The organism is Patiriisocius hiemis (assembly GCF_031846325.1).
In the GTDB taxonomy this organism is placed as follows: domain Bacteria; phylum Bacteroidota; class Bacteroidia; order Flavobacteriales; family Flavobacteriaceae; genus Patiriisocius_A; species Patiriisocius_A hiemis.
In genome coordinates, this window is record NZ_JAVRHZ010000004.1 from 33,589 (window position 1) to 48,950 (window position 15,362).

At 32.8% G+C, this 15,362-nt stretch carries 14 protein-coding genes; 7 read left to right on the plus strand and 7 right to left on the minus strand.

Annotated elements, in window-relative coordinates; translation table 11 throughout:
* The first annotated feature begins 30 nt into the window (after positions 1-30).
* The 6 genes from RM538_RS07995 to RM538_RS08020 all read left to right on the plus strand — a co-directional run bounded on the left by RM538_RS07995 (position 31) and on the right by RM538_RS08020 (position 7,060).
* Positions 31-2,217, plus strand: coding sequence for a glutamine synthetase III family protein (locus tag RM538_RS07995; RefSeq protein WP_311332896.1), 2,187 nt, complete (start codon positions 31-33; stop codon positions 2,215-2,217).
* A gap of 65 nt (positions 2,218-2,282) precedes the next feature.
* Positions 2,283-3,464, plus strand: a complete 1,182-nt coding sequence (locus tag RM538_RS08000; RefSeq protein WP_311332897.1) for an AIR synthase related protein — start codon at positions 2,283-2,285, stop codon at positions 3,462-3,464.
* A gap of 99 nt (positions 3,465-3,563) precedes the next feature.
* A complete protein-coding gene (locus RM538_RS08005; RefSeq protein ID WP_311332898.1) occupies positions 3,564-4,295 on the plus strand; it encodes a hypothetical protein in 732 nt (243 codons plus the stop codon).
* An 88-nt stretch (positions 4,296-4,383) separates the two neighbouring features.
* Positions 4,384-5,460 (plus strand): peptide chain release factor 1, encoded by a 1,077-nt coding sequence (gene prfA, locus RM538_RS08010; RefSeq protein WP_311332899.1) that lies wholly within the window; start codon positions 4,384-4,386, stop codon positions 5,458-5,460.
* A gap of 3 nt (positions 5,461-5,463) precedes the next feature.
* Positions 5,464-6,279: an orotidine-5'-phosphate decarboxylase gene (pyrF, locus tag RM538_RS08015; protein WP_311332900.1), complete on the plus strand. Its 816-nt coding sequence runs from the start codon at positions 5,464-5,466 to the stop codon at positions 6,277-6,279.
* Between the two features lie 13 nt (positions 6,280-6,292).
* On the plus strand, positions 6,293-7,060 hold the full coding sequence (locus RM538_RS08020; protein WP_311332901.1) for an ABC transporter substrate-binding protein: 768 nt from the start codon (positions 6,293-6,295) through the stop codon (positions 7,058-7,060).
* A 1-nt stretch (position 7,061) separates the two neighbouring features.
* On the opposite strand, the gene RM538_RS08025 is transcribed toward RM538_RS08020, so the two are convergent.
* The 4 genes from RM538_RS08025 to RM538_RS08040 all read right to left on the minus strand — a co-directional run bounded on the left by RM538_RS08025 (position 7,062) and on the right by RM538_RS08040 (position 10,055).
* Positions 7,062-7,244 carry a Lacal_2735 family protein gene (locus RM538_RS08025; protein ID WP_311332902.1) on the minus strand — a complete coding sequence of 61 codons (183 nt, stop codon included), beginning with the start codon at positions 7,242-7,244 and terminating at the stop codon, positions 7,062-7,064.
* A 110-nt stretch (positions 7,245-7,354) separates the two neighbouring features.
* Complete coding sequence (locus RM538_RS08030) at positions 7,355-8,065, minus strand: DUF4197 domain-containing protein (RefSeq protein ID WP_311332903.1); 711 nt, start codon at positions 8,063-8,065, stop codon at positions 7,355-7,357.
* Positions 8,066-8,153: 88 nt separating this feature from the next.
* On the minus strand, positions 8,154-8,936 hold the full coding sequence (locus tag RM538_RS08035; RefSeq protein ID WP_311332904.1) for a zinc ribbon domain-containing protein: 783 nt from the start codon (positions 8,934-8,936) through the stop codon (positions 8,154-8,156).
* A 3-nt stretch (positions 8,937-8,939) separates the two neighbouring features.
* A complete protein-coding gene (locus tag RM538_RS08040) occupies positions 8,940-10,055 on the minus strand; it encodes a Nif3-like dinuclear metal center hexameric protein (RefSeq protein ID WP_311332905.1) in 1,116 nt (371 codons plus the stop codon).
* A gap of 77 nt (positions 10,056-10,132) precedes the next feature.
* Here RM538_RS08040 and lpxK point away from each other — a divergent pair, with 77 nt between their 5' ends.
* The gene (gene lpxK, locus RM538_RS08045; RefSeq protein ID WP_311332906.1) at positions 10,133-11,152 is read left to right on the plus strand and encodes a tetraacyldisaccharide 4'-kinase; all 1,020 of its coding nucleotides are present in this window, start codon (positions 10,133-10,135) and stop codon (positions 11,150-11,152) included.
* On the opposite strand, the gene RM538_RS08050 is transcribed toward lpxK, so the two are convergent.
* From RM538_RS08050 to lipA, 3 genes are all read right to left on the minus strand, one after another.
* A complete protein-coding gene (locus tag RM538_RS08050) occupies positions 11,147-13,336 on the minus strand; it encodes a response regulator (protein ID WP_311332907.1) in 2,190 nt (729 codons plus the stop codon). The genes lpxK and RM538_RS08050 overlap by 6 nt on opposite strands.
* A 121-nt stretch (positions 13,337-13,457) precedes the next feature.
* Positions 13,458-14,450, minus strand: a complete 993-nt coding sequence (gap, locus tag RM538_RS08055) for a type I glyceraldehyde-3-phosphate dehydrogenase (RefSeq protein ID WP_311332908.1) — start codon at positions 14,448-14,450, stop codon at positions 13,458-13,460.
* A 17-nt stretch (positions 14,451-14,467) separates the two neighbouring features.
* Positions 14,468-15,340 carry a lipoyl synthase gene (gene lipA / locus RM538_RS08060; protein ID WP_311332909.1) on the minus strand — a complete coding sequence of 291 codons (873 nt, stop codon included), beginning with the start codon at positions 15,338-15,340 and terminating at the stop codon, positions 14,468-14,470.
* Between the last annotated feature and the right edge of the window lie 22 nt (positions 15,341-15,362).

Genomic DNA, 15,362 nt, shown 5'->3' on the forward strand with positions numbered 1-15,362 from the left:
TTGTAAAAAAATCACTTAAAAAGTACAAAAATGTCCACATTAAGATTTCAAGCAATCAAAGAAACATTTAATCGTCCTACTATTAATGTTGATGAACCAGAAAGACGTTCGTCAATTTACGGGCATAATGTTTTTAATGAAGCAGCTATGCGCCAGTATCTAACCAAAGACTCATACAAGAGTGTGATGGATGCTATTGAGAATGGTTCAAAAATAGATAGATCTGTAGCAGACCATATCTCAACAGGGATGAAAGAATGGGCTATCTCAAAAGGAGCAACCCACTATACCCATTGGTTTCAACCATTAACAGGATCAACGGCAGAGAAGCATGATGCTTTTTTTGAAACTACCGGAGATGGATTGGCAATTGAAAAGTTTGGCGGTGGACAGTTAGTACAGCAAGAGCCAGATGCATCTAGTTTTCCTAATGGCGGAATTCGTAATACTTTTGAAGCAAGAGGGTATACAGCTTGGGATCCAACATCACCAGCTTTTATTTATGGAACCACACTATGTATTCCTACCGTTTTTGTTGCGTATACAGGAGAGGCACTAGATAATAAAACACCTTTACTACGAGCACTACAATCTGTAGATCATGCTGCAACAGCAGTAGCAAAGTATTTTGATAAAAATGTATCTAAAGTAAATGCAACTTTAGGGTGGGAGCAAGAGTATTTTTTAATAGATAAATCTTTAGCAAAGTCAAGACCAGATATTAACCTCGCGGGGAGAACATTGCTAGGGCATGCTTCAGCAAAAGGACAACAATTAGATGATCACTACTTTGGTTCAATACCAACACGAGTGCTTAACTACATGCGTGATTTGGAAACCGAATGTATGTATTTAGGAATTCCTGTAAAAACTAGACACAATGAGGTGGCGCCAAATCAGTTTGAGCTAGCTCCAATTTTTGAGGAGACTAATTTAGCTGTAGATCATAACTCATTATTAATGGATGTTATGAGTAAAGTTGCAGATCGCCATAATTTTAAAGTTTTATTCCACGAAAAACCTTTTGCAGGTATTAATGGTAGTGGAAAACACAATAATTGGTCATTGGCTACAAATACAGGAGTAAATTTATTAGGACCTGGAAGTACCCCTATGAAAAATCTTCAGTTTTTAACCTTTTTTATTAATACTATTAAAGCAGTTAATGAGTATGAAGAACTTTTAAGAGCGGCAATTGCAAGTGCAAGTAACGACCATCGTTTAGGTGCAAACGAAGCACCACCCGCTATTATTTCAGTTTTTATTGGCTCGCAACTTACTCAAGTATTGGATGAACTTGAAAAAGTTACCAATGGGAAGCTATCACCACAAGAAAAAACAGATTTAAAACTAAATGTAGTAGGTAAAATTCCTGAAATATTACTAGATAATACAGATAGAAATAGAACATCGCCTTTTGCATTTACAGGGAATAAATTTGAGTTTAGAGCTGTGGGATCTACGGCAAACTGTGCAAAGTCAATGACAGTTTTAAATGCTATCGTTGCAAAACAACTTAGGGCATTTAAAGAAGAAGTAGATGCCTTAATAAAAGGTAAGAAAATGAAAAAAGACGACGCTATCTTTAACGTACTTAGAGAGTATATTAAAGATTCTAAGCGTATTCGTTTTGAAGGAGATGGCTATGGAGAGGCGTGGGAAAAAGAAGCAAAGAAAAGAGGTTTAAGTAATAATAAAACTACTCCAGAAGCCTTAAAAGCACAAGTTTCTAAAAGAACTATAGCGTTGTATGAAGACCTTGGTATTATGAGCAAGGTTGAAATTGAAGCACGCTACGAAATTGAAGTAGAAGAATATGCAATGAGAATCCAAATTGAAGGAAGAGTACTTGGTGACATTGCAAGAAATCATGTGATTCCTACTGCTATTAAGTACCAAAATGTTTTAATTGAAAACGTGCAAGGACTTAAAGATATCTACGGAAATAAATTTAAAGATTTTGCTGGAGAGCAAATTGAGCTAATTGAAGCAATTAGTGGACACATTGCAAAAATTAACAAAGGCATTACCGATATGATCAATGCTCGTAAAAAAGCAAACAAAATTGATAATGGAGAAAAAAGAGCTTCATTATATTGTAATAAAGTAAAGCCTTATTTTGATGAGATTAGATACCACTGTGATAAGCTAGAATTATTAGTAGACGATGAGCTATGGCCATTGACTAAATACCGTGAATTATTATTTACGCGTTAATAACTATTAAAATCTAAAGAAATGGCATAACCTAGTTATGCCATTTCTTTTTTTACCTTTGTTCTATGAGTCAAGAAGTTTCAAAACGATATGCCCAGCGAGGTGTTTCAGCAGGTAAAGAAGATGTACACAATGCTATTAAAAATGTAGATAAGGGATTGTTCCCAAAAGCATTTTGTAAAATAGTGCCAGACTACCTAACGGGTAGCAAAGACCATTGTGTGATTATGCATGCTGACGGTGCAGGCACAAAATCTTCTTTAGCATATATGTATTGGAAAGAAACTGGAGACATTTCAGTCTGGAAAGGAATTGCACAAGATGCCCTCATAATGAATATTGATGATTTATTGTGTGTGGGAGCGATAGACAATATTATGCTTTCTTCTACCATTGGAAGAAATAAGAACCTTATTCCAGGTGAAGTAATTTCGGCAATTATTAATGGTACCGAACAATTGCTGGAAGATCTGTCAAAATTTGGAGTCGAGATATATTCCACAGGAGGAGAAACTGCAGATGTAGGGGATTTGGTGAGAACCATTATTGTAGATTCTACCGTTACAGCAAGAATAAAGCGCAGCGAAGTCATCGATAATGCGAATATAAAAGCAGGAGATGTTATAGTTGGCTTGTCTTCTTTTGGACAAGCAACCTATGAAACAGAATACAATGGAGGTATGGGAAGTAATGGACTTACTTCTGCAAGACATGATGTATTTGAAAAATATTTAGCTTCTAAGTACCCTGAAAGTTTTGACCATTCAGTACCAAAAGACCTTGTGTATGCAGGATCAAAAAAACTGACAGATACTGTAAAAGACTCTGCGCTTGATGCGGGTAAGCTAGTGCTATCACCAACAAGAACTTATGCGCCAATCATCAAAGAGATTCTAAAAAGTTACAGTAATAAAGAAATTCACGGAATGGTTCATTGTAGCGGAGGAGCACAGACAAAAATCCTCCACTTTATAGATAATCTTCATATTGTAAAAGACAATCTCTTTGATGTTCCTCCACTATTTCAATTAATTCAACAAGAAAGTGGTACAGACTGGAAAGAAATGTATCAAGTTTTTAATATGGGGCATAGAATGGAGTTGTATGTTCCAGAGGAAGTCGCTTCAAAAATTATAGAGATCTCAAACTCTTTTAATGTGGATGCTCAGATAATTGGTAAAGTAGAATCTTCTGAAGAAAAAAAGCTAACTATAAGCTCAGAGTTTGGGACATTTATTTATTCTTAGGGATTCTCAACATCCTTTAACTTTTAATTAATGTAAGTTAAATAAAACTAATTTTCATATTTTTACGTAAGTAATTACCTACAATTAACTAATTAAAGTATGAAAACAATACTACCTAAAAAGTATAGGAACTTACTATATCTTTCAATTTTTTTAATTTTAATTAATTTACTAGTAATATATTTTTATGATTTACAAGTAAGTAGATACGTTAGGCTTGCTTCAACAACTATTGTATTAGTATACTCACTTTTTTATAAAGGATATAAATTTAAATTTCTTTTTGTAGCGTTATTAGCATTCTTAATAAAAGACATATTTGTCTTAGACTATGAAGACCCCTTTTCAAAAACAATGAGTTTTGTCTTTGGTAATTTTGCTTACATTCTAGTAGTATTATTGGTATTACTTAAAGTAAAATTTAAAAAGTCTACTCCCATTATATTAGTATTCGTTTTAACTTTAGTAATACTCAATGTGGTTAATGTATTTTACCTTTCAGATATCATAGTCCAAAAACTTGACAATACAACACAGTATGTTTTGTTTATGCTGCAATCTGTGCTTCTAATTTTATTAGGTTTAGTAGGTTTTTCATATAATGAACGATATGTTGGAAAAACACCTTTACTTTTTTTATACCTTGTTATGTCAATCATTATGTGTGATTTAGCAGGGCTCGCTGCTTACTTTTTTGAGTTCCAAGTAGCGTTTTATTTTGAAAGAATTTTTTACTTGCTCTCACTTATTTTATTATTAAACTTTTCTATTAACAGAGAAACTCAAATTTCAAATAATCTAGTACTTAAAGAAAAGGAGTTTATTCTATAATATTCTACTTTGCTTAGATTGAATGCTTTCTTTATTTATTGTAAATTTGAAAGCTATATTGAAACCTTCTTTCAATAGAATTTAAAGTATGTTAGAGAAATTACAGATTGTAAAAAATAGATTTGATGAGGTAAGCGACCTTATCATTCAGCCAGATATTATAAGCGACCAGAAACAATATGTTCAGCTTAATAAAGAATACAAAGATTTACGTTTGCTTATGGATAAACGTGAAGAGTATCTTTTGGCTACGGAGCGAATAGAAGAAGCAGAAGAAATTATAAAAGACGGAAGCGACGATGAGATGGTGGAGATGGCAAAAATGCAGTTAGACGAAGCTAAATCTAAAATTCCTCCGCTAGAAGAAGAAATTAAGTTTTTATTGATACCTAAAGATCCTGAAGATGCTAAAAATGCCGTAATGGAAATTAGAGCAGGAACGGGTGGTGATGAAGCTAGTATATTTGCAGGTGATTTGTTTAGAATGTACTCTAAGTATTGTGAAAGTAAAGGCTGGCGGACTAGTGTTGTGGATTTTAGCGAAGGTACAAGTGGAGGATATAAAGAAATCCAATTTGAAATAGAAGGTGATGATGTATATGGAGTTTTAAAATTTGAAGCAGGTGTACACCGTGTGCAGCGTGTGCCACAAACTGAAACACAAGGACGAGTGCACACAAGCGCTGCAACTGTCATGGTATTTCCAGAAGCCGAAGAATTTGATGTTGAAATAGACCCTAAAGATGTTAGGATAGATTACTTTTGCTCTTCTGGACCTGGAGGACAATCTGTAAATACAACCTACTCTGCAGTACGTTTAACGCATGAGCCCACAGGATTGGTAGCACAATGTCAAGACCAGAAATCTCAGCATAAAAATAAGGAAAAGGCTTTTAAAGTGTTACGCTCACGATTATACGACTTGGAGCTAGCAAAAAAGCAAGCTGAAGATGCAGAAAAGCGTGGTTCTATGGTAACAAGTGGTGACCGTAGTGCAAAAATTAGAACTTATAACTATCCGCAAGGACGTGTAACTGATCATAGAATAAACCTTACACTTTATGATTTAAGCAATATTATTGACGGAGATATCCAGAAAATAATAGATGAGTTACAGTTGGTAAGCAATACAGAAAAACTAAAAGAATCTGGAGAAACATTTTAACCTATGACTACCGAAAGTTTAGTTTTAGAGATTAAAAAGAAACAATCCTTTTTATGTATTGGACTAGATGTAGATTTAGATAAAATTCCAAAACATTTACTTCAGGAAGAGGATCCTATTTTTGCTTTTAATAAAGCGATTATTGATGCCACTCATCATCTAGCTGTAGCATATAAGCCTAATACTGCTTTTTATGAAGCATACGGTATAAAAGGGTGGATGTCTCTTGAGAAAACAATTGCCTATTTAAATAGTAATTACCCAGAAATTTTCACCATTGCAGATGCAAAAAGGGGAGATATTGGTAATACTTCAAAGATGTATGCAAAAGCTTTTTTTGAAGATTTAGGTTTCGACTCTGTTACTGTGGCTCCGTATATGGGTAAAGATTCTGTAGAGCCATTTTTGTCTTTTAAAGATAAACACACCATTCTTCTGGCCTTAACTTCTAACCAAGGTGCTTTCGATTTTCAGACCAAAAAAGTTAATGGAGATGCACTTTATAATGAAGTATTAAGGACCTCGAAAACTTGGGAAAATGCAAAAAACTTAATGTATGTAATTGGAGCCACTAAGGCAGAATACTTAAGTAAGATACGAGAAATTATACCAGATAGCTTTTTGTTGGTGCCTGGGGTAGGTGCTCAAGGAGGTAACCTTAAGGATGTTTGTAAATATGGAATGACAAAAAACGTGGGATTACTTATTAATTCTTCTAGAGGTATTATTTATGCTTCTTCTGAAAAAGACTTTGCTAAAGCTGCTGCTGGCAAAGCAAAGGAGTTACAATCTCAAATGCAGCAAATTCTTTCAAAATAATTTTTTATAAATAATGGAGTGTGTTGATCAATTAGGAAGAAAACTACAGTTTTCGAAACCTCCTAAAAGGGTTGTCTCACTCGTTCCTTCTCAAACCGAATTACTTGTTGATATAGGTTTACGAGAAAACCTAGTTGGAGTCACAAAATTTTGTATACACCCCAAAGATTTGCGTAAGAACATTACTGTTGTGGGAGGTACAAAAAATGTAAATTACAAAAAGATTGAAGCATTACGTCCAGATATAATTATATGTAATAAAGAGGAGAATACTAAAGAAATAGTAGAGGGTTTATCATTAATTGCACCTGTGTGGGTTAGCGATATTTATACAATTGAACATGTTTTTGAAATGATACATAGCATAGGAGAGATATTTAATGTTTCCCAAAATGCTTCAATACTAATTGAGGGTATTAAAAGCTCCAAAGCAAGTTTTTTGAAGAATTTTCAGCCTGTTGAAAAGAGTGTCTATTATTTGATATGGAAAAACCCTTTTATGGTTGCTGGACAAGACACCTTTATTAATACTTTACTTAAACTAAACAACTACAAAAACCTTTCAGAAAAAAACTCTAGATATCCAGAGGTGTCAATTACTGATTTAAAAAAAGCAGATTTAGTTTTACTTTCTTCTGAGCCTTTTCCATTTAAAGAACAGGATATGATAAAACTAAAAAAAGAACTTAACACAGAAGTTCTTTTAGTGGATGGGGAATATTTTAGTTGGTATGGTTCAAGACTTAAGGATAGTTTTAATTACTTTAAGTCGTTACATTAATTTATTTATCTGCATTTTTTAAAGAAAGGTATTTTATTTCATCAAAAATTTCTTTCGCTCGTTGTTGTATTCTATCACTTTCTCTTTCATCCTTTAATGCTACTTTGTAGGATTTGCGCATTAAATAAGTGTAGCGTTCTTTTAAGCGCTCCAACTTTTCTTTTGATTTAAACCATCCAAACATACCTAAATTCTTACGCTACAAATATATAGGCAGTATTTCTGTAATTTTATTAATGCTTGGTTAATTCTATATTAAAGTAGATACTAAAAAGTTAATTTTTAATAATTTGACTAGTCTTGTAATGCAAAAACTTGTTTTAATAGCGTAGTAGTTCTAGAAGAAACTTTTGTTCTAATTTGTTTTTCTTCAACAGCTATCATAGTGTAAACTCCTTTTAGGGCTTGATTTGTCACATAATCTGTTAAGTCTGGATTTACTTTGTTAACAAAAGGGACACTATTATATTTTGTAATAATGTTTGTCCATACCTGATCTGCACCTACTTTAGAAAAAGAATTTTGTATGACCGGATTAAATTTTGAGTACAAGGCAGAATTTGTTTTAGATTTTAAATAAGATGTGGCAGCATTATCTGGCCCAAGTAGAATATTTTTTGCATCATTAAAGGTAATGTCTTTTACAGCAGATACAAATATTGGTGTTGCTTCTTTTACGGCGTCCTCTGCAGCTCTATTAAGCACTTTAAGCCCTTCATCAGCAAGGCTACCAAGTCCTATGTCTCTTAAAGTTCTATCGACCTTTTGCAATTCTTGTGGGAGTAAAATTTTTACTAATTGATTTTTATAAAAACCATCTTTTTGAGTAAGCTTAGAAACTTGTTTGTCAATTCCAAAATCTAATGCCTGTCTCAATCCATTTGCAATCATTGTAGGGTCGGTTCCAACACCTCCATTTGGTAATGAATTTACAACGTTTTGTAATTCTGCACAGGAGAAAGTTGTAAAAATTAAAAATAAGATAGCTACTCTTTTAAAATGCATGAGGTTTTGTTTTAATGTTTGATTATAAAGATAAAAAAAAGCCCTTGTAATAATACGAGGGCTTTATATAATTTTTAAAGGGAAAAAATTACTTTAATTTAGTAAATAGTTTTTCCATTTTTTCTTTTTCTTCATCAGCTAATGTAGGATCTACAAGGATACGTCCACTATGCTCATCTGTAATAATTTTTTTACGAGATGCAATTTCCATTTGTACTTGAGGTGGAATTGTAAAAAATGAACCTCCAGATGCACCACGCTCTACAGCTACAACAGCAAGACCATTTTTTACATTAGAACGAATTCTTTTGTATGCCTTAATTAGACGATCTTCTATCTTTTTTTCGAACTTTTGAGATTCTTTTATAAGTGCTTGCTCTTCTTTTTCAGTTTCTTTAAGAATTTCATCTAGTTCTCCTTGTTTATGCTTTAAATGTTCTTCTCTAGCAGTAAGGCGATCTTTAGTTTCCTCTATTGTAAGATTTTTTTGTTCAATCTGAACTTTAAATTCCTTAATGTGCTTTTCGGCAAGTTGAATCTCTAACTCTTGAAATTCTACTTCTTTACTTAAAGAATTATATTCACGATTGTTACGAACGTTATCTTGTTGTTTCGTATATTTTTTTATAAGCTCTTTAGACTCTTCAATCTGATTCTTTTTTGCCTTAATGCTATCTTCAATAGTCTCAAGTTCAAGATTAAGCTTTTCCAGACGCTTGTTCATGCCTGCCACTTCATCTTCAAGGTCTTCCACCTCTAATGGCAGTTCTCCGCGAACATTTCTAATTTCATCAATTCTTGCATCGATTAATTGTAAATCATACAAGGCTCTTAATTTTTCTTCTACAGTAATTTCTGTCTTTGTTGCCATACGTTAAAAATAGCTAATTGGATTGGTGTTTACTTGTGATAAAACAACCTTACCTCCCGATAAGGCAGGTGCAAAATTAGTAATTTTTTTTGTAAGCACATCAACTAAAAGTTCTTTTGTAAACTGTTCACTTTCATAATGTCCAATATCTGCCAATAAAATATTGTTTTCTGCTTTGAAAAAGTCATGATATTTAAAGTCTGAAGACACAAACGCGTCTGCTCCTGCTGACTTGGCAGCATTTATTGCAAAAGCACCGCTACCACCCAAAACAGCTACTTTTTTTATTGGCTTATCTGTAAATTTTGAATGTCTAACACATTCAGTTTTCATTGTTTGTTTTAAAAAACGTAAAAACTTACCCTCACTAAGCTCATTTTGCAATTCGCCCACCATACCCATACCAATATGCTGGTTTGTGTTTTCTAAGGTTGTAATTTCATAAGCAACCTCTTCATATGGGTGTGATTTTAACAAAGTTTCAATCACTTTTCTTTCTAGATGCTTATGGAAAGTGATTCCTAGGTTTGTTTCTTTTTGTACCTCAAAGTTGCCTTTTTTTCCTTTTACGGGGTTAGAGTTGTCATTTCCTTTAAAAGTACCATGTCCTTCAGAAGTAAAGCTGCAATTATCATAATTTCCAATAGCACCAGCACCAATTTTAAATAGAGAACTCCTAACCTCTTCTAAATTTTCATTAGGGACAAAAGCAACTAGTTTTTTAATTGTGCCTTTTTGTGGAATTAATATTTTAGTGTTTTGAAGCTGAAGTTTCTCTGCTACCTTAGCATTTACTCCTTCAAAACTATTATCTAAAGCTGTATGGATTGCAAAAATGGCAATATCATTTTTTATTGCTTTGAGCACGGCACGTTCCACATAGGTATTACCAGTAATTTTTTTTAATCCAGAAAATATAATAGGGTGGAAGCTTACAATTAGATTACAATTATTTTCAATTGCTTCATCTACAACTTCCTCAAGGGTGTCTAGAGTTACTAAAATATTTGAAACTTCTTTGTTTGCATTACCAACTAATAAGCCTGTATTATCAAAATCCTCAGCATATTGTAGAGGAGCAAAGTCTTGTAATAACGCTATGATATCTTTAATTTTCATAGTATTTGGTTTTATGGTAAAGATAAGAGTTTATAATTTTGAGAGTGTAGTGTATTGTAATTTGTATTTTTGACTGTATGAAAGTATTGCGATGGTTGCTTTTTCCATTTACCATTTTATATTGGGTTATTACAAGTACTAGAAACTATTTGTATGATACTGGTATTTTAAAAAGTACATTTTACAATCTTCCTGTAATTTGTGTGGGTAATCTTTCTGTAGGTGGAACCGGAAAATCTCCAATGATAGAATACTTAATTTTGTTATTAAAAGAAGACTTTAAAATAGCAGTATTGAGTAGGGGGTATAAAAGAAAAACTTCTGGTTATATAGAGGTCGATGTTAATCATAGTGTGCTACAAGTAGGAGATGAGCCATTGCAAATAAAACAAAACTTTCCAGATGTAACTGTTTCAGTATGTGCAAATAGAAGGGAAGGAATAGAGAAGTTAAAAGAAAAAGCAGGAATAATTTTACTAGATGATGCTTTTCAGCATCGAAAAGTAAAGGCCTCAACAAATATTGTATTAACATCATTTAATGATTTATATACAAATGATTTTCACTTACCTACAGGAAACCTAAGAGAGTCTAAAAATGGAATTAAAAGAGCCTCAATCATAGTAGTTACAAAATGCCCTGAAAAACTCTCTTATGCTAAGATGCAAGAGATTGAATATAGATTGCAGTTAAAACCGGAACAGAAACTATATTTTTCAAAAATAAGTTATGACAAAGAAATCTTTGGTGTTTCTGAAACACTCCCGCTAGAATACCTAAAAGATAAAGACTTTACACTTGTAACTGGAATTGCAAACCCTACCCCACTCGTTGAATTTTTAAAAGATAAAGAGTTTAGTTTTAAACACGAGCATTTTCCGGACCATCATAACTTCTCTGACAAAGAAATTGAAAGGCTTAAAAAAAATGAAATTATTATCACTACTGAAAAGGATTTTATGCGCCTGAAAGAACCTCTTAGAAAATATGCATTGTATTACTTGCCAATAAAAACCATGATTTTAAGAAATCAAGAAAAGGTATTTAAAGAAACTATATTAGAAGAAATAAAGAACTACAAGTCTAATAGTTTATAGGTCACTAAACTCTTTTTGAACACTTTCAAGTGTTTTGTATATTTTCTCAAAGAAGTCATTAGTTTTAAATGGTTTAGGAATAATTTCATTAAACCCAGCTTCAAAGAAGGTGTCAAGATTTTCATCAATAGTTACGGCAGTAAGTGCTATAATAGGGATGCTTTCGTTAAATAACCTTATTTTTTTAGTAGCTTCTACACCACTTATCCCTGGCATGTGAATGTCCATTAAAATTAAATCGTATTTAGTATCTCCAACCATTTTAACTGCATCCAAACCATTATCTGCCACTTCACAGATAATATTGTTCTTTTCTAAAATCTTTTTAGTAATCATCTGGTTGATTTTGTTGTCTTCGACAACTAAAATTTTCTTGTTTTTTAGTTTTGAGAAATCAACAACATATTCTTCTTTCTTGTGTACTTCTTTTTCGCTTAATTCTACAACGCCAAAATTTATAGTAAACCAGAACTTAGACCCTTTACCTAACTGGCTTTCTAGATGAATTTTACTGTCAAGTAATTGTAATAAGTTTTTTACAATTGATAGCCCTAAACCAGTTCCACCAAATTTTCTGTTCACTTGAAGAGAAGCCTGTGAGAAAGTTTCAAAAATACTTTTTTGCTTTTTTCTAGAAATACCAACACCATTATCTTCAACCTCAAAGAGCAATAAGATTTTATTATTCTTTTTCTCTTTGTTTTTAACTCTTATTGTAACCTTTCCGTTTTCAGTAAACTTCACAGAATTACCAACAAGATTTATAAATATTTGAGATATTTTTAATGGATCACCAATTAACTTTTTAGGGATAGATTCATCAAACTCTAGTTTAATGACATTGTTTCTATCATCAGCAGATTTTTTAAGAGCAATTAGTACATCTTTTAATCTTTTTTCTAGACTAAAAGTTGTTTTCTCAACCTCTACTTTATTTGCGTCTAGTTTGTTGAGGTCTAGTATGTTATTAATTAGTGATAGTAAATACTCTCCAGAAAACTTTAAGGAGTTGAGGTGTTCTTTTTGATTTGGAGTTGGGTTTTCATCCATTAACAAGTCTGTAAGACCAGTAACTGCGTACATAGGCGTACGAAGCTCGTGTGTTATGGTTGATAAAAATTGAGCTTTTGCTAAAGAGGCTTTTTCTGCCTTTTCTTTAGCCAATTCCAATTCGGTATTTTTATCTTGTAAAAGGTCGTTAGCCTTTGCTCTTAGATTATTGTTTTTGTAAAGGGATAACGTTAGAAGCGATAGAATAACTATAAGTGCCACACTAAGCGCTGTAGTCATTTTGGTAAAACTTATAGATTTTTGTTGATCTGCAATGTCTTGCTCTTGCTCTTTTATCTTATTGTTAAGATCTACAATATTAAACTCACTATCTACTCCTTCTGATGTAGCCAAAATATAAAGCTCATTTAACTTTGAAGTAGTTGCTTGATAATTAGTAAAATTACTTTCGGCTTTTTCAATATCTCCAGTCCTAAAACCTAGCATAGCCGAAACCTTATAATAATTCTGACTTAATTTAATAAAATCGTTATTTTCAATAATAGGCTTGGCTTTATCTATAGCTTTTTTTGCTTCTATTATTGCATTTTCAGCAATCTCTTCTGGGAAGTGTAGTAGTGACTCAGCCTTGTGAATATGTGAAAAAGCTTCATTGTAGTAATCTTCATTACTATTAAAAATAGGGATAGATGCATCAAAATAGTTAACTGCTACCTCATATTCATTAGTTTGCATGGCAAGCAATCCTTTTCCTGATAAATTTTTAGCATTAATTAATTCATTAGGATTCAAATTTAAGATGTCATCAACTACTTTAAAACTATTAGTAGCTTCAGAAAACTTGTTCTGCTTTATGGTTATAAAACCTTTTAAAGCATGAGATCTAGCAAGTAATTCTTTATTAGGAGTATTTTCAAGAAACATGATACTTTTATCAATATCAATAATTGCTTTTGGGTAATTCTCTGTTAAGTAATTTAGTCTAGCTAGTTCTAGTAAAACATTAGCTTTTAGGGTATTGTCGTCTAAAGAGGGCGCGTAACTATTAGATAACTCAAGGTTGCTAATAATTTCAGGAATCTCCATTTTTAACATTGACTCTTTGGCAGTCTTTAAAGCATTCTTTACAGCAATAATAGAGTCACTCCTAGTTTCTTGCGCGCTAAGTGTCAATAGACATAAAAAGGACGCAAAAAATAGGAGTAAACGGGTATTTCTTTGTAAGCTTAAATAGTTCAAACTATTGTACTTGAGCGTTAAATATAGTTATTTCCTCGAAAATTGAGGTATTTTTTTACTGAATATGTAAGATTAAATCTTTTATTCGATTAGAATACCCTACCTCATTATCATACCAGCCTATAATTTTAATCATTTTCCCTATTACTGAGGTCATACCTGCATCAAAAATACAAGAATATGGATTTCCTACAATATCAATAGAAACAATGGGGTCTTCAGTATATTGCATAATACCTTTAAGGTTAGTTTCTGAAGCTTTTTTGAAAGCAGAATTTACCTCTTCTATACTTACTTTATTACTTACATTTAAAGTAATATCTGTCAAAGAACCATTAGCAACAGGTACTCTAATGCCACAACCTCCAATTACCGATGCCAGATCTGGAAAAATTTTGGTTAATGCTTTAGCAGCTCCCGTTGTTGTGGGAACAATAGATTGACCCGCTGCTCTCGCTCTTCGTAAGTCTCTATGCGGCTGGTCATGTAAGCTTTGATCTGAGGTATATGAGTGTACAGTAGTTATGTAAGCCTGCTCTATGTTGCACAATTCATGTATTACTTTTAACATAGGTGCTGCATTATTTGTAGTGCAGGAGGCATTAGAAATTATAGTGTCTTCTTTAGAGAGAATTTTATTATTCACCCCCAAAACAATTGTTTTAATTTCATCTTCTAAAGGTGGGACAGAAAGAATTACTTTTTTTACAGAACCAGTTAGGTGTTTTTCTAAGACATTTTTAGTTTTAAACTTTCCGGTACATTCAATAACTAGGGATGCATCTTTCCAGTTTATGTTACTTATTTCTTGCTCTGAAGAATAATAAAAGCTTTGACTTCCAACTTCTAGTGTATTATTTTTTGTAGAAATTTCTTCATGCAAAACACCATGAATACTATCATATTTTAAAAGGTGCGCCATAGTTTCAATAGGGGCTATATCATTAATAGCTACTACTTTAATCTGTGGGTGATTGTATAATGTTCTAAATAGTGTTCTGCCTATTCTACCAAATCCATTGATGCCAACTTTAATTGTTGCTGCCATATCTAGTGGTGTTTAGTTTAGGTAAGATGCTTTTGAGCTTTATAAGAAGAACGAACCAATGCACCGCTTTCTACATGACGGAACCCCATTTCTAGACCAATGGTCTCGTACTTTTTAAATTGTTCTGGTGTAATAAACTCCTTTACGGGTAAATGCTTTTTTGAAGGTTGCAGGTATTGACCTATGGTTACAATATCTAACCCTACATTTCTTAAGTCTTGTAGTGTTTCCAGTACTTCATCTTCGCGCTCTCCAAGGCCTAGCATGATGCCACTTTTGGTTCTATTTATACCTTGTTCTTTTAGATATCTTAATACTTCTAGACTACGTTCATATTTAGCTTGAATACGCACTTCTCTTGTAAGTCTTTTTACCGTTTCCATGTTGTGAGAAACAACTTCAGGCTTTACTTCAATAATCCTGTCTATATTTCTAGTAACACCTTGAAAGTCTGGGATAAGTGTTTCTAGTGTAGTATTAGGGTTCATTCGTCGTATCGCCTTTACTGTTTCTGCCCAGATAATGGACCCCATATCTTTTATATCGTCCCTATCTACCGATGTTATTACGGCATGCTTAATTTCCATAAGCTTTATAGAGCGCGCTACTTTTTCTGGCTCATCCCAATCAACCGTTTCTGGTCTTCCTGTCTTTACTCCACAAAAACCACAAGATCGTGTACATATATTTCCAAGAATCATAAAAGTTGCAGTACCCTCTGTCCAGCATTCTCCCATATTTGGACAACTTCCAGAGGTGCAAATAGTATGTAAATCGTATTTGTCTACCAATCCACGTAGTGCGGTATATTTTTTACCAGTTGGTAATTTTACACGTAGCCATTTTGGCTTTGGGGTTGGTTTTTTTATTTCTAGGGTTTCTGTACTCATAGCTAGTACAAAGATACAATAA